Genomic DNA, 20,451 nt, shown 5'->3' with positions numbered 1-20,451 from the left:
GCGGTCCTGTTCAGTGCTAAAGTAATAGGATACATTTATTGACATAGGGTCTAAGGATCAGTGCCTTTTGTCACTTTGTTACGGTTTCAGGCTGTTTTTTGGCCTATTTGTGACTTCGATTCATTAAATCATCCTATTGAGCGATGAATGCGCTCCCAATAGAATGAAGAGTGTACGCTACTTTTCTACATAGGAGGCCAAGATGCATGAAATTTAAACGTAGTGCAGCAGGGGTATTGGCAATAAGCATGATCGCCATGACAGGAACGGTGGCAGCAGAAGGTCCGGGAAACAGTAACGGAAAAGGACCACATCGCGCCGTTGAAAACGTAGACGTGATCGATGCAGAAAGCTTTTCCATTTCGTTTGATAAGACGTATCCGGCAGGACTTCCGCTGGAGCGAATTGTCGACGTATCGGTTGTGGATGAAGACGGGGAAGCAATCGATGTCGGAGATCTGGATGTAGAAGTAAACAAAAGCGACCGCTCGGAAGTAACCGTGACACATGACTCGCTTCGCGGGGAAACCGGTACACTGACGGTTGGAGCAGAAGAGCTTGACTTTGACTACTATGAATTTGAATTAAGTATTTTCCATACAAATGATAACCATGGACGCACCGATGCGTTCCCGCATCTCGTAACGGCCTATGAAGCAGCACAGGAAGAGTACGGGGAAGGGTTGCTTCTTGATGCAGGCGACGTGTTCTCCGGTACGCTTTACTTTAACGAGTTCCGCGGTCAGGACTCTGTGCAGTTCATGAACTACATGGGCTATGACGCGTTCGTTCCCGGTAACCACGAGTTTGATCTCGGCGATCCGGACGATGGACACCCGGAGCTGGTGGAATTCTTCGAAGCTGCAGAGTTCCCAATCGTTGCAGCCAACATGGATTTCTCCGGAGACCCTGGATTTGATCACCTCGTTCAGGGCGGCATCACTCGCGATGCAGAAGACAGCAATATCTATGACGGCATCATCGTCGAGCAGGACGGGGAAGAAATCGGTATTTTCGGATTAAATACGGAAGATACAGAAACGATCTCCAGCCCGGAAAATGTTTTGTTTACGGATTACTTGGAAGCCGCAGAAGAAGCAGTAGCCAACCTCCAGGAAGAAGGCGTCGATAAGATTGTGGCGTTGACGCACCTGAACTTCTCCGGTACGATCAGTGACCAGACGCTCGCAGCAAATGTGGAAGGCATCGATGTGATCATCGGCGGCCACAGCCATGATAGAGTAGAGCCGCCGCTTCTCGTTGAAGAGAATGCAGACGGTGAGCCAATGGAGCCGACAGTTATTGGCCAGGCCGGTGAATACGGAGAGCATCTCGGTGCGATGAACGTCGTATTTGACCGTGACGGTGTTGTTACAGGCGTCGACGGCGAGCTGTATGCTTCTGAAGAGTTTGAGGCAGACCCAACAGCGGCAGAAATGCTTGAGCCATTTACAGCAGCAGTAGAAGAGCTGCAGAACACGCCGGTTAATGCCACAATCGTAAACGACCTGCCGAACCCGCGTCTAGGAACCGGAAGCGATGTCAGCGTACGTGCGAATGAAACAGCGCTCGGTAACCTGATTACAGACGGGCAGCTGGATGCAGCTCTGACAGCTGATGACGATGTGATCATGGCAGTTCAAAACGGCGGCGGGATCCGCGAAGCACTCGCAGCAGGCACACCGTCGATCGGTGACGTGATTACTGTTCAGCCATTCGGTAACCGACTCGCGCTCATGGATATCACAGGGGACGAGCTTTACGAAGCGTTTGAATTAAGCGTCTCTGAAGCACCGAACGAAAACGGCGGATTCCTGCACGTGTCTGACGGAACCGAAATCGTCTACAGCAGCGACAATGAAGCAGGCGAGCGTGTGGAATCCATCACCGTTGACGGCGAAGAAATCGCCCGTGACGATACGATGCACACGATCGCAACGAACAACTTCACCGCTGGCGGCGGCGACGGCTACGATGTCTTCGCAGATATTAACGATGACGGACGCGTAACGATTGTCGGCTTCACTGACTGGGAAATGCTCCGTGACTACATGGAGGACCTCGGCGAAGTAGACTACGACGTAGAAGGACGCATCGTCGATACAGCAGCTGAATAATCAATCGCGACAGCCCCCTTTCGCATGAAGGGGGCTGTTTTTTTGTGGAAGAGGAGGCGTAACGAGTCGGTTGAAGATGGCGGTTTCTCGTATATGAGGAAAAGGACCTCGTAAAAAGCGAAAGCCTCCTCATAAAAAGCAGATCGCACCTCGTAACGAGTAAAACACGCCTCGTAAACGGGGGTACCGGTGCGAATAGCAGGATTGAGTTGCGAATAGTGATGAAGGTGGGCGCTTCGGAAGTGTCCGAAGCTTTCATACTTACTAGAAGGAGGCTTTCGGCCGGGAGCCGAAAGCGTCGCAAGGAGGTTTCTCGTAAAAGCAGGAAAAGTACCTCGTAAAGAACGAAAGCCTCCTCATAAAAGTCAGATCGCACCTCGTAACGGGCAAAACCCGCCTCTTAGACGAGGGTACCGGTGTGAATAGCGGTGCTGAGTTACGAATAGAGACATAGAGTCCGTACTAAAAAGGCGTACCGGAAGCTGGAATCGGGAATGGCAGTAAGAGATCTTTCAGGAGGTGCAGGATGACGACGATAGCAAAGCTGGTATTTGATTGTTTGCGTGATGCCGGAGTCATAACGGTGTTTGGTGTTCCGGGAGACTATAACTTCACGCTGTATGACGAGCTGGAAACGAGAGACGATATACGGATGATTACGAACCGCAATGAGCTGAACGCCGGCTATGCGGCCGATGGCTATGCCCGCGTAAAAGGAGCCGGGGCGATATTGACTGCGTTTGGTGTAGGAGATTTAAGCGCAATGAACGCAACGGCCGGTGCCTTCAGTGAGCAGGTGCCGATCATTCACATTGCTGGTTCGCCGGACTCGGCTGCACATGAAGAAGGGAAGCTGGTTCATCATACGCTCATGAACGGGGATCTGGACGTGTTTCGGCGCATGCACGAAAATGTGACCGTGAAAGCGGTGCGGATTACGGAAGATAATGCCGCGGAGGAAATTCCGCTTGCGGTTCAGCAGGCGGTGGAAAAGCGGCTTCCCGTTTATTTAGACATACCGCAGGATGTGGCAGAAGCGACAATTGACCTGCCGGAGCCGCTGGCTGGTACAGAGCAGGAAGCCATTAACAGCGAATGGGCGGCGGATGCGATTTACAAGGCGCTCAGTGAAACCGATCGTGCCGTGCTGCTCGTTGATCTGCTGACGTCGCGCTACTTTCTTGAAGATGCGGTTATTGCCTTCAGCAGGCACTATCAGCTGCCGACAGCCCAGTCGATGCAGGCGAAAAGTGCCTTTCCGGAAAGCGATCCGCATTACATCGGTACGTATGGCGGACAGTTTGGAGAAGAAGACGTCACGTCATTTATTGAAAAATCAGAGGTAATTGTCACAGCAGGACTCCTGCTGTCTGACTTTAATACGGCGAAATTCACCGCAGAGCTACCCGAGGAAAAACGAATTGATTTATATCACGATCACGTTGTGATATTTGGCGACATCATTGAAGAGGCACCGATGATTCGCGTACTGGAAGAACTGATGAAAAAAGAGGAGCTCGCCTTCCACCAAAAGCCTCTGCAGCAAAAGGAGAAGCGGACGTTTACCGAGGATGACCCGCTCCAAACCGACATTTACTATCAATTGTTATCAGAAGCAATCGCATCGGGTGATGTCGTGTCGGTGGATACCGGGACACTCTCGTACGGCATGCCATACGTACCTCTGAGCGATAACGTTCGCATGATCGCACAAGGCTCGTGGCAGAGCATCGGCTACGCGCTGCCGGCTGCTCTAGGTGCGGCAGCAGCGGGAAGAGACGGACACACGTGGTGCCTGATTGGTGACGGCGCGGCCCAGCTGACGTTCCAGGAACTGAGCACCTTTACAGCGGAGGATTTGGATGTTACCGTGATTCTGCTGAACAATAAAGGGTACACGGTCGAACGAAAGCTGCACCCGCCCCGGCCGGACGCAAGCTACAACGATATACCGGAGTGGGATTATCAGAAGCTCGTGGAAGGTTTTGCACCTGATTTTAAGTATGCGAGCGTAAAAACAGCCGGTGATTTGCAGAAGGTGCTCCAGTCCGGTGAGAAAAAACGGTTCATTGAACTGATCGTGGAAGATTGGACAGATGCTCCTATGCATTTAAATAAATTAAATGAGACGCTACGTTCATAATTTTTTGTTAAGGAGAGGGCATCATGGGTCGCGTTTTAGTGATTGGAAGCATTAATGTCGATATGGTAACGGAAACGGATCGGATACCCGAACAGGGAGAGACGCTGATCGGCGGACGCTTTCGAACCGTTCCTGGCGGGAAAGGAGCGAATCAGGCCGTCGCTGCCGCTAAAGCTGGGGCGGACGTGACAATGATCGGCGCCGTCGGCGATGACAGCATCGGCAGCGACATGCTCGCGAATTTAAGGAAGGCTGGTATCGATACTTCCTGCGTTAAAATCGTACAAGAGGAGGCGACCGGAACGGCGGTGATTCTTCTGACAGAAGGCGATAATCGCATTATTGTGTCACCTGGTGCGAATGCATCAGTCACGCCAGACACCATTGCGTCGCTGGAATCGGTAATGGTAAATAGTGATGTCGTGCTTCTTCAACTTGAAGTCCCGCTTGAAGCGGTTACTGCAGCGGTCCAATTAGCACATCGCCATCGGATACCTATTGTGCTCAACCCTGCTCCTGCCGCAGCACTTCCAGCTGAGGTTTGGAAGAAAGCAACGTGGATCACGCCCAATGAGCGTGAGCAACAGCAGCTGTTCTTACATGGTGAGTTCCGTGAAAAGCTCATTACCACGTTCGGTGCAAATGGTGTCGCTTATTGGGCGGGCAATGAAGTGAAACAAGTGGCAGGTCATAGAGTTCAGGTGACGGATACAACTGGAGCGGGAGACACGTTCAATGGAGTGTTCGCAGCGCTATTAGCAGAAGGAGCGACTTGTGAGCAGGCTGTCATTATGGCAAACGCAGCTTCAGCGATATCGGTACAGACCTTTGGCGCGCAGGGCGGAATGCCGGACCGAAAAACAATCGAGGCGTTTTTAGCTGCCAGAAGACCGGAGTAACTGCCGGTCTTTTTTAGTTGCCGTGAGAAACACAACAAAATACCTCCGTGAATTGAAGAAAAGCAGTACTTTTTACCAATCGAGTGATAAACTAGAAGAAAACACCTTCTAGGAGTGGTTATGTGAAAAAAATTCTCCTGCTCTCAACGATTGCACTGCTTGCCGCCTGTCAGGAAACCGATACCGAATCCGCTGATGCAGAAAATAACGAGCAGGAGAACGAGCGTGAGGAACAAAATGAGTCAGTGACAGAAGAACCTGAAGAAGCGGATCCTGCGGAGGAACTGGACGGCGTTTGGTTCGATGACGAAGAGGAGTTCTACGTTGTTTTTGACGCTGTTGAGCAGACGGTTGTCTTAGCCAATGAATCGGACACAGTGGAAACGAGAATCGAATCATGGAACAGCAGTACGGTCGAGCTGGAAGACGCAGATCCGTTCTTTGAAGAGGAAGAAATCGATTGGGAAAGGGACGAAGAAATCCTCACGCTTCAGCAGGGAAGAACCGTCTATTTACTGGAAAAAGCGAGTCTGAGCAGCTACCTGTCCTTCCTTGACGAAGCGGAAGAGAAAAACGAAGCAGAGGAAGAAACGGATAATGAGCCTGAAGATAACAGCGAGCAGGAAGAAGTAAATGAAGAAGAGAGCGAGCCGGAAGTTGAAGAGGAACCGGAGCCGGAAATCAACTGGACGACTTACACGAACGATCGCTTCGGGTTTTCTGTCTCGTATCCTGCTGAATGGAATCCGGGAGAGGCACCGACAAATGACGACGGATTAACGCTGTATGAACAGAACGGCAATACTGTTTCTGTCTATGCATCCTACGCTGCAGGGAGCTTTGCAGAAGGAGAAACGTCCTCTGTCACGATCCAATCCGGCGAAACCGCCGAACAAGCAGTGCTTCGTGAAGGAGGAAGCGTGACGTATACAGCTGAAGTAGTCGCGCATGATATTATGTATACCGTATATGCAAGTGTGTCAGACATTTTCTATGCTGAAATCGAGCAGGTGCTGGAAGACATGACCCGTTCGATGGAAGTTTGGGGAGAAGAAAATCTGGAATCTATCGAGTCATCCGACATGGATATGGATGAAGATATGAATAATAGCGGAGGATCCGTTATGGCTTCGCCTTTTGCAGACTATCCGGATTTTGTACCAAGTGATGTGTTTAGCGAAGCGATATTTCATAATGTGGTGGTAGAAGAGTCAGGAAATATTGCATATTTTCATGGAGACTATCCGGGGCATATATATCCAGAAGAGCCAGGTAAAATTGAAGCAGATCTTGAATTAAGAGACGGCTACGTGTATACAACGCTCTATTATAACGGTACGATGGTAACGAACGAGGATGGGTATCACTATTTAATGCAATTTTTTCTCTACTAGATTGGATAATGTAAGGAGCATCTATGAAAACAATCGTAACTTCCTGGGCCCTCGTCCTTGCCTGGATGGGGCTCATTTTTTATTTTTCGCATCAGCCCGGGGATCGCTCCGGGGAAATGAGCAGCGGCGTGCTTCAGGCACTCACCGCGCTGCTTCCGTTTGAACCAAGTGAAACGTTTCACTTTCTACTTCGTAAAAGTGCCCATTTCACCGTCTATGCGGTACTTGGAATTTTGCTGCTGCGGGCTTTGAAGCTGCACGCTTCGGGTAAAAAGGCGGTAGCCTGGGCACTTCTCATTAGCTGCTTATATGCTGTTTCAGATGAATACCATCAGACGTTTATTCCGGGACGATCCGGAGAGGTGGGAGATGTGCTGATTGATACAGTAGGTGCAGGGAGCGGCATTTTAGTTTACATCGGCGTCCGCCGATTGCTTAAGCGTCAGAACTGATGCAAGGAGGGACTCATGGAAATCATCATGCTCTTTCCGTTCGTCGCCTTTGCCATCTTTATCGGGATGTTCTTAGGAAGCGGACCGGGGAAGCGAAACTGGCTGGCCGGCTGTGCACTCATCGTCATGGTTGTTCTGACGCTTCTGTTCAGTTTTGTCATGATGCTTGAAGGATAACGAACGGCACCCTGTTAACTGCAGGGTGTTTTTTATGGGTTCATGTGAAAACAAAACGTTTCGTGGGCGAACTGTGATACGGTAAAGTGAGAGGTATTCAGGAGGTGCGGGGTGACCAGAAAAATCATTGTTCTCATAGCCGGGCTTTTCTCCGGTTTTATCTTTCATATGATCGGTGTACCGGCTGGGTGGCTGATAGGGGCGCTCTTATTTGGGGCGGTGTATGGCATGATGCGCCAGGATGTGGCCTACAGGGGGCCGTTGTTTAAAGGGGCGCTTGCCCTGATCGGCGCTAATATTGGGGTGCTGACGGAGCGGGATGTGTTTCTGCAAGTCGGGTCTTATATCGGGCCGCTGCTGTTGACGCTGATACTCACGTTTGCCGGCAGCTTTTTACTTGGCTGGCTTCTCTATAAAAATGCCGATGGGATGGATGCAAAAACAGCGCTCTTCTGTACGATTCCAGGCGGGGCTTCAGAAGTAATCGTGACGAGCCGTGAGGCAGGGGCGGACGAGCGAATTGTCGCTGCCTTTCACTCGTTTCGGATTTTCTTTTTCGTGTTTACGATTCCGCTGATTGTCGGGATTGGCACACCCGCAGCGAGTATAGCTGGAAACGGGGACGCAGGCATGACCGCCTCACTCGCCGCTGTTATTCTCATCGCGATGGCAGTAGCGGCTCTTCTGAACCGGTTTTTCCCGCTGCCAGCCGGTATTTTACTGTATGCGATCGTCATCGCTTTTCTGCTTAGTGAATTTCTAATACCGGTGGAAAGCCTCCCGGATTATATCGGCGGGGTTGGTCAAGCGCTGATTGGTGTCATGATCGGGGTGACGTTTAACCCGCAGGTGATGAAGCGGTTGTATGGCTTCGGGCGTATTTGTATCTACATTATCGTTCTCTTTCTTGCGCTGGGTGTGCTGCTAGCATGGCTGTTTCATACCGTGAGCGGTTTGAACATGATGACGAGCCTGCTCAGTATCGTACCGGCAGGAGCTCCGGAAATGTCGGCTACCGCCTTTGCCTTAAATCTCGATCCGACACTCGTTGCGAGCCTGCAGATTATTCGCGTGCTGACGATTTTACTGATGCTGCCGTTTTTACTGAAGCTGATCGAGCGGATGGAAAACCGGATTGAAAATTAAGATACCCCTGCAGCTGAATGCCGCAGGGGATTGCTATTACGTTCGCTCGGCTTCCAGCCAGTTGTTATGAATGCAAATATAGACGAGCTGCGTGCGGTTGCTGACACTCAACTTGTCGTAAATTTGGGAGAGCATCGTGGAGGTAGTGGATTCAGCAAGGTAGACGGCATGCGCTGTTTCCTTTGTGCTCATGCCCTGGATGATACAGGCGACAATGTCGAGCTCGAGCTCTGTTAACAGCTTCGCCAGCTTATTCCGAACGAGATGAAATTCTTTGATAGGATTGTCACGACGGCGGTATTGGTGCAGCTGCACGGCCATTTCCCGGGCGGCATAAGGTTCAACCAGCGCATGGTTATTGGTGATGGCCTGCTGGATGTGGTGCGGATGCTTGTCCGCATAGGCTGCGGAAACGAGAACCGGGAACAGCTCCTGCAAGTCTAGGACGTCTTGCGCAGCGAGCGGCTCCTTCGTAATCAGCACGGGAAGTTCCTGCCTCTGGATGTCATCCTTGCAATCTAGTTTAAACTGCGCAATACACTGAATGTCGTCTGCGAGATAAAAATGAGCGTGCACCGATGTGCCTGCCAGCGTCTGACTGAGCCTGCCTGACCACGTAAAATCCCCTTCACCTATGCAATCGACCGCCGACCCTTGCTGAAACAGCTCATTCATCCCGACATCCCCCTCTACATTTGTCCGTATCTTTGGCTATGATTGAGAGTATAATCTAAATTATGTAAATATGTAACATCATGTGAGAAAATGGGAAGAAAGAAGGGTGTGTTAGTCGCATATTTTAGCAGGTAGTTGAGAAAGTTATAAGTGAAGGATGGCGGCTTTATTGGAGAAAGCTGCTTTACTGGATGGATCAGAGGTTCTTATCAAATAGAGTAAAGTACGCATAACGAATGATTGTCTACGGATAACGCGAGGAACCGTACGCATAACGGGCAGGAAGATACGCATAGTTGGCTATTGCGGTACGAATAAAGGGCAGTAGTTACGAATAGCGGGACGGCAAGGTAGAGAAGGACACTTTCGCTGGGCGAAAGCCCTTGAATAAAAGGGCACGTAGCAGAGAGCTTCGGCAGCGGCCGAAGCTGTGGATTCAGGTGGATGTGAGGGTTTCACGTAAGGAAGCTTTCGCCCAGCGAAAGCCTCTATAAAAAGGACTTAAGCAGAGAGCTTCGGCCGTTGCCGAAGCTGTGGGCTTAAGTGGAAGAGGCGGTTTCACATAAAGGAAACAGACCTCCTCGTAACGAAGCAAAAGCTGCTCGTAACGAGCAAAAGCGGCCTCGTAAAACCCGATCGGCACCTCGTAAAGGGGAATCCCCATGCGAATAGTGACCGCGAGTTACGAATAAGGACGCCATCATCAGGAAGCTTTCGGCACAGCGAAAGCGGCCCGCTGTATCCTTTCTTGTCAGCTAACCGAACACGGAAATATGTCGTTCATAAAACTTTCAGTTGTATTGAAAGCGCTTCTATTCTAAGCTAAAGCATAGAAGAGGAGGCGGAGAGGCATGCAGGGAATGACAGGCAGTTTTCAACTGATGAAATCATTAAACCGCTCGCTTGTGCTGAACATTATCCGGCAGCACGGGCCGATTTCGCGGACCGATATATCGAAAAAGGCGAGTCTGACACATCCGACGGTGAGTAATATTGTCGCCGAGCTGACTGAAGAAGGCATCGTGCGGGAGGGGCAGGTCGGCGAATCGCGAGGTGGACGGAAGCCGATGCTCTTATCGATTTACGATGACCACAGCTACGTGATCGGAGTAGACGTGGGGACCGGTCAGCTGCGCGTCGGGCTGACGAATCTCCGGGCGGACGTGAAAGAGATCCGCACGCAGAAGTTTCCGGAAGGGATGCAGGAGAGTGAATTTCTGGAGATGTTGGTCCGGACGATCCGTGAGCTACTCGAGTCATCGGGGATAGAGCGCTCAAAGGTGCTCGGTATCGGTGTCGGCATGCACGGGATCGTCGATGTGGAGCAGGGTGTCAGCATTTATGCGCCGCACTTCGGCTATCGCGACATTCCGCTCGTGGAAATGCTCGGCCGTGAATTCAAGCTGCCGGTGAAAATGGAAAACGATGCACGCTGTTCTGCGATTGCAGAGCGTTGGTTCGGCAGCGCGCAGCATTACGATAACATCGTCTGCATTAACGTCGGGGAAGGAATCGGTGCAGGTGTCATCGTCGACGGAAAAATATTTCGCGGACGGCACCATATCGCAGGCGAACTCGGACATATGATCGTTGATTTAAATGGACGCCGCTGTACGTGCGGCAGCTACGGATGTCTGCATACGGTCGCAAGCGGTATTCATATTCGGGAACGTGTGCTGCACGATTTGACGCTCGGACGCTCGACGATGATGCTGAAAATGGTGGACCGGAAAGAAGAGATCACCGGGGAAGTGATTCACGAAGCGGCGCGCAGCGGGGACGTGTTTGCGCAGGAAGTGCTCGCAGAAGCGGGGCGTTTTCTCGGACTTGCCTGCACGAACCTGATCAATACGATGAACCCGGATAAAATCATTTTCACCGGCGGGGTGATGGCAGCCGGCGAGTACGTGATGGGCCCGCTCAGACACCTGATTCGCCACCGAGCGCTCACAAAAGAAGCCCAGCAGACCGAAGTAGTATTATCTGAACTCGGTCCAAACAGTGCCATGTTAGGTGCCGTTACGCTTGTTTTACAGGAAATTTTCGAAGTGGAAGGGTGACTTTTCAAAAATAGTTTAAAAACACCCTTCCCATTGTGAGAAAAATATGATACTTCAACGATAGTTATTAAAATAATTTTAAGAAGTTGCTCTTTTTTTCACAAGCTTTGAAAGCGTATACACTTTAAAGGGGGGACCATCATGAAAATCTGGAAGATGACACTGACGGGGGCTTTATCAATCGGGCTGCTTGCAGCATGCGGCGGAGGAAACGACGACGCGGACACGAATGAAGGCGGCGGAAACAACGCCGATGGCAATGCAGAAAACAGCGAGGCGGAAGCTTCCGAGGTATCCGGCGAAATTACGGTCTGGGGCTGGAACGTTGCAGCTGCCTCGATGGAGCTTGCGGTTGAGCAGTTCCAGGAAGAGTACCCGGATGTGGACGTAGTTGTAGAGGATATCGGGCGTGAAGATCTGTACGACCGGCTGACAGTTGGGCTTGCGTCAGGCGGATCCGGACTTCCGGACGTGACGATGATTGAGACAGACCGCCTTGACAACTATTTTGCAGAATTCCCGGATGGGTTTGTGAACCTGAGTGAATACGGCTTTGACGAGTATGAAGGAGAATTCCCTGAAGCGAAGGCAGAGGCGATGAAGGACGCTGATGGAAACTTCCTCGCAGCACCTTGGGACATCGGTCCGGCAGGCGTGTTCTACCACGTCCCGCACTTTGAAGAGGCAGGGGTAGATCCGGACAGCATCGAAACGTGGGATGACTACATCGAGGCAGGCGAGCAGATCCAGGAAGCGACCGGCGCTCAGATGGCACCAATAGATATTTCCAGTGATGACGCACTGTTCCGCATGATGATGAACCAGCTCGGCACGTATTACTTCGATGAGGATGGCAACATCGACATCGATTCTGACGAGGCACAGCAGGCGCTTGCGAAGATTCAGGAAATGCGCGAAGCTGACCTGATTGCAAACGTTGATGGCTGGGACGGCACGGTGACGGCAACGATCAATCATCAGGTAGCAACGGTTCCATTCGGCGTCTGGTACGCGGGCACGATCATGGACCAGGCTCCTGAGCAGGAAGGCGAGTGGGACGTATTCAAGCTTCCGGCATTTGATGGCGACGGCAACCGTGACGCAAACCTCGGCGGGTCTGACCTGTCCGTTCTTTCTCACACTGAAAATCCGGATGCTGCATATGCATTCGTTGAGTACTTCACGACAGATGTTGATGCACAAATGGTAGCCCTTGAAGAGTACGGTCTCTTCCCATCTCTGACGGCGGCTTACGACGAGCCATTCTTTGAAGAAGAAGACGAGTTCTTCAACAACAGCCCGATCTGGTCGACGTTTGCGGAAGTAGCAGAAGGCACACTTCCTGCCAACTACACGAGCGACTATGCACGGGCGCTGCGCTACTCCGCGGATGCACAGGCAGAAGCACTGCTTTCCGGCGGTGAAGTGCAGGACGCGCTTGGTGAAGCAGCAGGACGCATTGAAAACGAAACAGGACGCGAGCGCGCGAACTAAAACCAGTCCGCACCCTGTTGATCAGGGGCTGAGCCGGCATCGACCGGCCAGCCCCGCTTTTCTTCTTACTTATAAAAATTAATTTAAAAAGTAGTTTCTGCTTTTGGAAGGAGTTTGCACAATGGCTGCGAATAAACGTAAGCGAAAAATCGTCACACCGAAAACAGCACCCTATTTCTTCATCGCACCAGCCGTGCTGTTTTTTCTCGTCTTTACTCTCTGGCCGGTGATTCAGTCGCTGCTGTTGAGCTTCCAGACGTCAACCGGTGGCCAAAGTGAGTTTGCGGGGTTTGACAACTACATCCGACTTTTTAACGACGGGCTGTTTTATACAGCTCTGTTTAACACCTTTACAATCCTGATTATTCAGGTGCCGATCATGCTGTCGATCGCCGTTGTGCTCGCGGTGCTCATGAATTCAGCTTTGTTGAAAATGCGCGGCTTTTTCCGCGTGGCGTTCTTCATGCCTGCGATCACAGCGCTTGTAGCCTATGCGATCGTGTTTATGATCATGCTCGACGAGAACTTCGGGCTCGTCAACTACGCGCTCTCGCTTGTCGGTATTGATCCGGTCGCGTGGCTGAACGATCCGTTCTGGGCGAAAGTGTCGCTGATCATTGCGATTACGTGGCGCTGGACCGGCTATAACATGGTTATTTTCCTTGCCGGACTGCAAAATATCTCCAATGACCTGTACGAAGCGGCAAGCATTGACGGCGCCGGAAAAATCCGTCAGTTTTTCTCGATCACACTGCCGCAGCTGAAGCCAATTTTCTTGTTTACGGCGGTGCTGTCGACAATTGGAACGCTGCAGCTGTTTGACGAGCCGTTCATCTTAACTGACGGCGGACCGAACAACTCGACGCTGACGATTTCGCTTTATCTCTATTTAAACGGCTTCCGTTACTTTGACTTTAACTATGCTTCTGCGATTGCGTACGTGCTCGTCATAATCATTGCGCTGTTCTCGTATGTGCAGATGAAAGTGGTAGGTGATGACGATGACTGATAAGAAAAAGACAAGCGTGATCATCCGTAAAATTCTGCTGTATATAACGCTCGGGATCGGTGTGATCTTATCGATCTTCCCGTTCTACTGGATGTTTATCGGGGCAACGAACCCGTCCGGTGCGATTTTCAGCGTGCCGCCGAACCTGCTCCCTGGCGACTTTTTAGTTGAAAACTTCACGAACTTAAACGAAAACGTCGGTATCATCCGCGTTTTGATGAACTCACTCATCATCGCGCTCACGTTTACGTTCTTTGCGGTACTTATCGCAGCGGCAGCAGGTTTTGCTTTTGCGAAGTACCAGTTTAAAGGACGCAACGCGATCTTCTTTACGCTTCTCCTGGCGATTATGATTCCGTATCACGTCACGCTTATTCCGCTGTTCCAGATGATGGCGGACCTTGGCTGGCTGAACACGTATCGTGCCGTGCTGCTGCCGAACCTGGCGTATCCATTTGCGATCTTCCTCATGAGGCAAAACATGCGCTCGATTCCGAACTCGCTCTTGGAAGCGGCACGTGTGGACGGCGCCGGCGAATTTAAGATTTTCTTTCAGATCGTATTGCCGACGATGCGTCCGGCGCTTGCAGCCGTTGCGATCTTCCTGTTCATGTTTCAGTGGAACAACTTCCTCTGGCCGCTCGTTGTGCTCGGTGACAGCGATATGTACACGCTGCCGGTTGCGCTTTCCAGTCTCGTCGGTATGTCACGCGTAGACTACGGTCAGATTATGATGGGAACGACGCTGTCGGTGCTTCCGATTATGATTTTCTTCCTGCTGCTCCAGCGCCAGTTCATTTCCGGTATTCTGGGCGGCTCGGTTAAAGAATAATGACGAACGAAAGTGGGGGTTTTGATGGAAACAACGAAGAAAGCTTTTACGTATACACCTCCGGCGAACGGATACCCGGAATGGAACAATAACCCGGAGATCTTCCAGCTGAACCGGGAGAAGGCTCATGCAACGATGATGCCTTATCCGGAGCGGGATATTGCCGTGAAAGGAGACCGGGAAGCGTCTCCTTTCCGGACGAGTCTAGACGGGAAATGGCGCTTTCGCTTCGCCGAACGACCAGAGGATCGTGACGCAGATTTTTACAAAACAGATCGCGACACGTCTTCGTGGGACACGATTCAGGTGCCGTCCCACTGGCAGCTGCAGGGCTGGGACTACCCGCACTACACGAACACACGCTATCCGTGGGAAGAGCGCGAAGACATTAAGCCGCCGTTTGCACCGACCGTCTATAACCCGGTCGGGCAGTACGTCCGCACGGTCGACGTCACGCTTGTTGAAGGTGAGCGCTACCTGCTTCACTTTGAAGGCGTCGAGTCTGCCTTTTACCTTTGGGTGAACGGCGTGCTAGTCGGCTACAGCGAAGATACATTCACGCCAGCCGAGTTTGATGTGACCGACGTGCTAAAAAATGGAGAAAACCGGATCGCCGTAGAAGTGTACCGCTGGTGCGACGCAAGCTGGCTGGAAGATCAGGATTTCTGGCGCATGAGCGGCATTTTCCGCAGCGTCTTCCTCTACAGACGTCCGGATGTTGCAATCCGGGATTTCTTCGTCCGCTCGCACGTGGACAACGGGGAAGCAACGCTCACGGTGAACGTTTCCTTAGCGAACGACTCCGGGAAAACTGTGTCAGATGTGCATCTCTCCGGCGAACTACTGGATGATCGCGGGCGAACGGTTGCAGAAGCGCATGCCGCACCGGGAGAGATCGCGAACGATTCTGATGAGACGCTGACGTTTACGGTGCGCGAGCCGAAGCTTTGGAGCGCGGAGGAACCGAACCTGTATACGCTCGTGTTAAAGTCCGAGCTGCACGGACGTGCGGTGTACGTATCTGCCAAGACTGGCATCCGCACGTTCGGCATGGAAGACGGGCTGATGAAAATCAACGGGAAGCGGATCGTCTTTAAAGGCGTTAACCGGCACGAATTTTCTCCGGAGACGGGTCGTGCCGCGATTACGAAAGACGAAATGCGCGAAGACATTCTGAAAATGAAGCAGCATAACATCAATGCGGTGAGGACATCCCATTACCCGAACCATCCGTACTTGTACGAGCTTTGCGACGAATACGGCTTGTACGTGATCGATGAAGTGAACCTGGAAACGCACGGCACGTGGGTATACGGCCAGGAAGGCCTGCAGGAAACGGTCCCTGGTGACAAGCCGGAATGGACGGCGAATCTGCTGGACCGCTGTGCCTCCATGTTCGAGCGTGATAAAAACCACCCGTCGATTGTTATGTGGTCGCTCGGCAACGAATCGTTCGGCGGTACAAACTTTCTGGAGATGCACCGCTTCTTTAAAGAGCGTGACGAGACGCGGCTCGTGCATTATGAGGGTGTGTTCCACTACCGCGAGACCGATGAGGCATCAGACGTGGAGAGCACGATGTACATTCCGCCGCACAAAGTGGAGGAATATGCGCTGGACGCAGAAAAGAACGGCGGCGCTAAGCCGTATATCCTTTGTGAATACGCGCATGTGATGGGCAACTCGCTCGGAAACTTCTATCAGTATACCGATCTGTTTCAAAAATACGATATTCTGCAGGGCGGATTCATTTGGGACTGGCGCGACCAGGCGCTCTGGAAAGAAGAAAACGGGACGCGCTTTCTCGCTTACGGCGGAGATTTCGGCGAATCGCCTCACGACGGCAATTTCTCCGGAAACGGGCTGATCACCGCCGACGGGAAGCTCACGCCGCAGATTAAAGAAGTGAAGCACTGCTATCAATATGTGGATTTTGACTGGGATAACGGCACGCTCAGCGTGACAAACAACTACTTATTCCGGGATCTCAGCTTTTTAGAAGGCCGTTTTGAACTTCGCTGTGACGGAGAGCTGACCGCGACCGGTTCTTTCCCGCTTCTGGCGGCTCCTGGTGAGCGGGAAACGATTCCGCTTCCGGTTTCGGAAAAGTCAGCATCCGGTAATGCCATTTTGAATGTATCCGCTGTTCTCGCAGACGATGAAGCGTGGGCGGAGGAAGGCTTTGAAGCTGCGTCGGCAGAGTGGACGCTGACAGAAGCATCTGTGCCGGAAAAAGCAGATCCGGTGGCTCCGGATGCTGATGAGGAGCAGATTGTGCTGAAAGCAGGCGGCACGGAGGCCGTCGTATCCAACGTGAGCGGACTGCTGACGTCGCTGGTTGTAAACGGAATCGAACAGCTTTTGGATCCGGTGAAGCCAACGTTCTGGCGGGCCATGACAGACAACGATCGCGGCTGTAAACTGCCGGAGCGGACGGCCGTCTGGCAGAATCCTGCTTCGCAACAGGTTGACGTGACGACGGAGGAAAGCGTAGCAGTGACAGTAATTGGACTCGATAACGGGAGCCGCGTTACGCTTCGCTACGAGCTCGGCTCCGATGGGGCGCTCGACGTCTCCATGACGCTTGAGGCAGAGAACGAGCTCCCGGAGCTTCCGGCTGTCGGTCTCGAGCTGCAGACGTCCGCAGCTGCTTCGTTCAGCTGGTTCGGTCTTGGTCCGCATGAAACGTACCGAGACCGGAAGCTGTCCGGACGAACGGGACGCTGGCAGGCTGCGCCTGAAGACCGGCTCGCCCCATATTTGAAGCCGCAGGAGTGCGGCAACATTGCTGAACTCAAGCAGCTGACTGTTGGTGCATTGAACATTCACGCGCTGACAGCGATGGAAGGAAGCGTGCTGCCTTGGACACCTGCGGAGCTGGAAGCAGCAACGCACGTGCACCGGCTGCCCTCCTCTGGCAAAACCGTCGTTCGTCTGCTCGCCGGGCAGATGGGCGTCGGCGGAGACGACAGCTGGGGTCAGGAAACGCACGACGAGTACAAGCTGTTTGCTGATCGAAGCTACGAATTCGCGTTCCGATTGCAGGCAGAAAAATAAGTTTTAATGATTACCCGCTGAACATGCTGTTTGGCGGGCTTTTTTTGTGTTAGAAAAAGAAGTAAATTGTCTGACACTTTTCGACAAATTATGGTAAACTATCTTTATAGTGAACGCTCGTAGACCATATAAGGCCCATGTGCGTCAGGAGGAGGGTTGATTCGCATGAAAAAGGTGATGAATTCTAATTTTCATGTCAGCAATGAGCACGGCCTTCCTTACATGGAGCTGAACCCGCATTTCCAATTCACCGACCAGCGCACCGGCTGGCTTCATACGGCAGGGCGAAGCCGGCTTTACTTGTTTGATGCCCACGTAGAAGACTGGACGAACATTCGAGATATTGATCATACGATTTCCCCGCGTGTCGGACTGGTAATGGACACGCTGGAAAAAATCAAAGACCGCGAATCGATTTACGGCATGGTCGCGGTCATCGATGAGATCGAAGTAGATGAGCATTATCGAAACAAGGGGCATGGAACAGAGTTTTTGAAAGAGATGGAAGCGACGCTCGACTTTATGTACGTCAACTACATCGCGCTCGTGCCGGCGTCACCAGGCTCTGAGTATCAGACCGACTCTTCGACAATTCATTATTTTTTAGAGCAGTGCTATCAGCTGTATGCAGGTTCGATCGGAAGCGTACCGGTCGTTGGAAAAAGCTTATAAAGGAGATTCGTCCGGGGAGAAAGTTCCCCGGACTTTTTTTGGTTTTGGAGAATGATAACTTGCGGGGGGCAATTGAAAAGTTGAGCCTGTGAAATGATAAGATTTTCTCTATAGCGAACGAAAGTTAATAACGATAATAAGTTCCGGACGGAGAATGATAACTTTTGCCGCCGGTTTGAAAAGGTTGACGCCGGGAATGATAACTTGCAGCGCGAGAATAAAAACTTTCGCATCCGCGAGCGGCTTTCTTTTAGGCGCTAACATGATAGACTGGGTATAACGATGACTCAGAGAGGATGATTCAGATGGCAAAAGAAAATTCGTTTGATATCGTATCAAAAGTAGACATGTCGAAGGTGCAGAACGCCGTCGTCATGACCGAAAAAGAAATTCAAAACCGCTACGACTTTAAAGATAGCAAAAGCTCCGTAAAACTGGACGATGAGGAGCTCGTGCTCGTTTCCGACAACGAGTATAAAATGGAACAGCTGAAAGATGTGCTCGTCAATAAGCTGATTAAGCAGGAGGTCGCTGTGCAGAGCTTTGACTACGGAAAGCTCGAATCCGCATCCGGCGGCACCGTGCGCCAGCGTGCGAAAATCATCCAGGGCATTGACCAGGATAATGCCAAGAAGATCGTCAAGCTCGTGAAGGAAGAAAAGCTGAAGCTGAAAACACAGATTCAGGATCAGCAGGTGCGCGTCACCGGTAAAAACAAGGACGACCTCCAAAAAACGATGGCTGCCGTCCGCGCCGCTGACCTTAGCGTGCCGGTTCAATTTACGAACTACCGTTAATAAAAACCGCCTGTCTTCTTAATTTAAGAGGACAGGCGGTTTTTTAGCAGCTAGATCATTCTGACAAAATAGTTCAGACTTTTATCCTTATTTTTGAAATAATCTATCAGTACGAATTGATGAAGATTCCCGCATCGTGCGTAATCAGGCTCAAACAGATTGCTAATTTCTTTCGAGTCTCGTAGCGTTAAAGACAGCGAGGCCGTTACGGCCGTGCGAAAAAATGACTCGAAGGGGATGAAGCGAACATGAAAAAGACGCTTGTTACACTGCTTGCTGTTCTGATGTTCCTGTCAATGGCGCTGCCAGCCGGGGCTGTCGGAAAAGGCCCGAATTACAATGGCAACGAAACGATCAACGATTCCAGACTGACGAGTAACGAGGACTTAATGGCACAGGTGGAACGCGCAGCGGAACGCTCTGACTTTATGGAGCTGGAGATTATCGGACAGTCGGTTAAAGGACGCGACCTGCCGCTATTGAAATTCGGTACAAATCCGGATAACCCGACGATCCTGTTTCTGACGCAGCAGCATGGTAATGAAGTGCTGATCACAGAAGGCGCGCTGCAGGTCATCCGCAGCCTGTCCAACAACCGCCGCCAAAATGCGGAGCTTGCGGAAAATGTGAACGTCTTTTTTGTACCACGTATTAACCCGGACGGCGCGATCGGCGATGTTGATTTTGACACTTCCGACTACGTAGCAGGGGGACTCGCTACGCGTACGAACGCCAACAACGTCGACTTAAACCGAGACCATAATGAGTTGACGCAGCCGGAAAACATCGCGCTGCATGAAAACGTGCTGCAGGCGTATGATATTGATTACTTAGTCGATTTTCATCATCAGGGCGCCCGTTCAGCAATTGACGGAGAGCTCGTTTCCGGATCGATTTTACACCCGACGAACGAAGGTGTCGATCCTGCTGTAGCGGAAATGTCCAAGCAGCTTGGCTCCGTTATGTATGACTCTGTTGAAGATCGCGGCTGGGGACTGCTCGCGAAATACCCTGGCGGAGATGCGAATACCATCGCTCGAAACGGTCTGGCATTTGATTACGATATCGCGACACTGCTGTTTGAAATGCGCGGCATGATTGATAACGTTAACGAATCAGCGGTGCTCGGTCAAAAGAGCAACGGTTACCTGATTCAGCAGGCAGTCGTTTCCATGGAAGCAGCCATTGAAGCAATCGCTGACCGCTCGATCGAAGATGCTGACACTTCTTTCTGGGATACGCTCGAAACACAAAGCTTCCTGCCACAGGAAGAAGAAGGCGAATAACAGCTTGTTGGGAGGAACCCGGCCTCGTGCCGGGTTCTTTTTTTGCTTAAATAGAGAAGGGAACGCGGTTTGCTCATTTTTTTGGGGTATGAAAGTGTTCAACTTTTGCGGCAAAATGAAGCTAGTATAAAAAGTAGACACGTCCATGTGGTAGTCTGAGTGAAACGAAAGCAGTGGAGGAGGAACCGGGAATGAGCACGGAGAAAAAACACTACGATAAGGTATTCCGTCGATATGTAGC

Annotated in this window: 16 protein-coding genes; 15 read left to right on the top strand and 1 reads right to left on the bottom strand. The window is 51.5% G+C overall.

The genetic code is table 11. The annotated features are described in order from the left end of the window. The first annotated feature begins 206 nt into the window (after nucleotides 1-206). The 7 genes from HCN83_RS13800 (at nucleotide 207) to HCN83_RS13770 (ending at nucleotide 8,328) form a co-directional block, all read left to right on the top strand. The gene (locus HCN83_RS13800; protein WP_168008302.1) at nucleotides 207-2,117 is read left to right on the top strand and encodes a bifunctional metallophosphatase/5'-nucleotidase; all 1,911 of its coding nucleotides are present in this window, start codon (nucleotides 207-209) and stop codon (nucleotides 2,115-2,117) included. Nucleotides 2,118-2,643: 526 nt separating this feature from the next. After that, on the top strand, nucleotides 2,644-4,260 hold the full coding sequence (locus HCN83_RS13795) for an alpha-keto acid decarboxylase family protein (protein ID WP_168008300.1): 1,617 nt from the start codon (nucleotides 2,644-2,646) through the stop codon (nucleotides 4,258-4,260). A gap of 23 nt (nucleotides 4,261-4,283) precedes the next feature. Further along, complete coding sequence (rbsK, locus tag HCN83_RS13790) at nucleotides 4,284-5,159, top strand: ribokinase (RefSeq protein ID WP_168008298.1); 876 nt, start codon at nucleotides 4,284-4,286, stop codon at nucleotides 5,157-5,159. Nucleotides 5,160-5,281: 122 nt separating this feature from the next. Further along, complete coding sequence (locus HCN83_RS13785; RefSeq protein WP_168008296.1) at nucleotides 5,282-6,553, top strand: hypothetical protein; 1,272 nt, start codon at nucleotides 5,282-5,284, stop codon at nucleotides 6,551-6,553. A 23-nt stretch (nucleotides 6,554-6,576) separates the two neighbouring features. Next, nucleotides 6,577-7,005 carry a VanZ family protein gene (locus tag HCN83_RS13780; protein WP_168008294.1) on the top strand — a complete coding sequence of 143 codons (429 nt, stop codon included), beginning with the start codon at nucleotides 6,577-6,579 and terminating at the stop codon, nucleotides 7,003-7,005. Nucleotides 7,006-7,020: 15 nt separating this feature from the next. Continuing rightward, nucleotides 7,021-7,182 (top strand): hypothetical protein, encoded by a 162-nt coding sequence (locus HCN83_RS13775; RefSeq protein WP_168008292.1) that lies wholly within the window; start codon nucleotides 7,021-7,023, stop codon nucleotides 7,180-7,182. Between the two features lie 111 nt (nucleotides 7,183-7,293). After that, a complete protein-coding gene (locus tag HCN83_RS13770; RefSeq protein WP_168008290.1) occupies nucleotides 7,294-8,328 on the top strand; it encodes an AbrB family transcriptional regulator in 1,035 nt (344 codons plus the stop codon). Between the two features lie 36 nt (nucleotides 8,329-8,364). On the opposite strand, the gene HCN83_RS13765 is transcribed toward HCN83_RS13770, so the two are convergent. Further along, nucleotides 8,365-9,003, bottom strand: coding sequence for a response regulator transcription factor (locus HCN83_RS13765; protein WP_168008288.1), 639 nt, complete (start codon nucleotides 9,001-9,003; stop codon nucleotides 8,365-8,367). 851 nt (nucleotides 9,004-9,854) lie between these two features. Here HCN83_RS13765 and HCN83_RS13760 point away from each other — a divergent pair. From HCN83_RS13760 to HCN83_RS13725, 8 genes are all read left to right on the top strand, one after another. Continuing rightward, nucleotides 9,855-11,063, top strand: a complete 1,209-nt coding sequence (locus tag HCN83_RS13760) for an ROK family transcriptional regulator (protein ID WP_168008286.1) — start codon at nucleotides 9,855-9,857, stop codon at nucleotides 11,061-11,063. 141 nt (nucleotides 11,064-11,204) lie between these two features. After that, nucleotides 11,205-12,557 carry an ABC transporter substrate-binding protein gene (locus HCN83_RS13755; RefSeq protein WP_168008284.1) on the top strand — a complete coding sequence of 451 codons (1,353 nt, stop codon included), beginning with the start codon at nucleotides 11,205-11,207 and terminating at the stop codon, nucleotides 12,555-12,557. Between the two features lie 121 nt (nucleotides 12,558-12,678). Continuing rightward, on the top strand, nucleotides 12,679-13,566 hold the full coding sequence (locus HCN83_RS13750; protein WP_205774663.1) for a carbohydrate ABC transporter permease: 888 nt from the start codon (nucleotides 12,679-12,681) through the stop codon (nucleotides 13,564-13,566). Then, nucleotides 13,559-14,398 carry a carbohydrate ABC transporter permease gene (locus tag HCN83_RS13745; protein WP_205774667.1) on the top strand — a complete coding sequence of 280 codons (840 nt, stop codon included), beginning with the start codon at nucleotides 13,559-13,561 and terminating at the stop codon, nucleotides 14,396-14,398. Before HCN83_RS13750 ends, HCN83_RS13745 begins: the two co-directional genes overlap by 8 nt. Before the next feature lie 24 nt (nucleotides 14,399-14,422). Further along, nucleotides 14,423-17,455 (top strand): glycoside hydrolase family 2 TIM barrel-domain containing protein, encoded by a 3,033-nt coding sequence (locus tag HCN83_RS13740; RefSeq protein WP_168008282.1) that lies wholly within the window; start codon nucleotides 14,423-14,425, stop codon nucleotides 17,453-17,455. Between the two features lie 165 nt (nucleotides 17,456-17,620). Further along, nucleotides 17,621-18,127, top strand: a complete 507-nt coding sequence (locus HCN83_RS13735) for a hypothetical protein (RefSeq protein ID WP_168008280.1) — start codon at nucleotides 17,621-17,623, stop codon at nucleotides 18,125-18,127. 305 nt (nucleotides 18,128-18,432) lie between these two features. Next, entirely contained in the window at nucleotides 18,433-18,924 is a 492-nt protein-coding gene (locus HCN83_RS13730) for a YajQ family cyclic di-GMP-binding protein (RefSeq protein ID WP_168008278.1), read from the top strand. A gap of 248 nt (nucleotides 18,925-19,172) precedes the next feature. Continuing rightward, nucleotides 19,173-20,210, top strand: a complete 1,038-nt coding sequence (locus HCN83_RS13725) for a M14 family zinc carboxypeptidase (protein WP_168008276.1) — start codon at nucleotides 19,173-19,175, stop codon at nucleotides 20,208-20,210. Nucleotides 20,211-20,451 lie beyond the last annotated feature (241 nt).

Origin of the sequence: Alkalicoccus luteus, assembly GCF_012034335.1 — a bacterium.
Taxonomy (GTDB): domain Bacteria; phylum Bacillota; class Bacilli; order Bacillales; family Salisediminibacteriaceae; genus Alkalicoccus; species Alkalicoccus luteus_A.
Note: the sequence above shows the minus strand (reverse complement) of the source record. Positions and strands in the feature narration are given on the sequence as shown.

Coding starts and splice junctions, on each gene's coding strand:
- HCN83_RS13750 (WP_205774663.1), top strand. CDS start 12,679: ATGGCTGCGAATAAACGTAAGCGAAAAATCGTCACACCGAAAACAGCA.
- HCN83_RS13745 (WP_205774667.1), top strand. CDS start 13,559: ATGACTGATAAGAAAAAGACAAGCGTGATCATCCGTAAAATTCTGCTG.
- HCN83_RS13755 (WP_168008284.1), top strand. CDS start 11,205: ATGAAAATCTGGAAGATGACACTGACGGGGGCTTTATCAATCGGGCTG.
- HCN83_RS13780 (WP_168008294.1), top strand. CDS start 6,577: ATGAAAACAATCGTAACTTCCTGGGCCCTCGTCCTTGCCTGGATGGGG.
- rbsK (WP_168008298.1), top strand. CDS start 4,284: ATGGGTCGCGTTTTAGTGATTGGAAGCATTAATGTCGATATGGTAACG.
- HCN83_RS13775 (WP_168008292.1), top strand. CDS start 7,021: ATGGAAATCATCATGCTCTTTCCGTTCGTCGCCTTTGCCATCTTTATC.
- HCN83_RS13730 (WP_168008278.1), top strand. CDS start 18,433: ATGGCAAAAGAAAATTCGTTTGATATCGTATCAAAAGTAGACATGTCG.
- HCN83_RS13795 (WP_168008300.1), top strand. CDS start 2,644: ATGACGACGATAGCAAAGCTGGTATTTGATTGTTTGCGTGATGCCGGA.
- HCN83_RS13740 (WP_168008282.1), top strand. CDS start 14,423: ATGGAAACAACGAAGAAAGCTTTTACGTATACACCTCCGGCGAACGGA.
- HCN83_RS13735 (WP_168008280.1), top strand. CDS start 17,621: ATGAAAAAGGTGATGAATTCTAATTTTCATGTCAGCAATGAGCACGGC.
- HCN83_RS13800 (WP_168008302.1), top strand. CDS start 207: ATGAAATTTAAACGTAGTGCAGCAGGGGTATTGGCAATAAGCATGATC.
- HCN83_RS13725 (WP_168008276.1), top strand. CDS start 19,173: ATGAAAAAGACGCTTGTTACACTGCTTGCTGTTCTGATGTTCCTGTCA.
- HCN83_RS13760 (WP_168008286.1), top strand. CDS start 9,855: ATGCAGGGAATGACAGGCAGTTTTCAACTGATGAAATCATTAAACCGC.
- HCN83_RS13765 (WP_168008288.1), bottom strand. CDS start 9,003: ATGAATGAGCTGTTTCAGCAAGGGTCGGCGGTCGATTGCATAGGTGAA.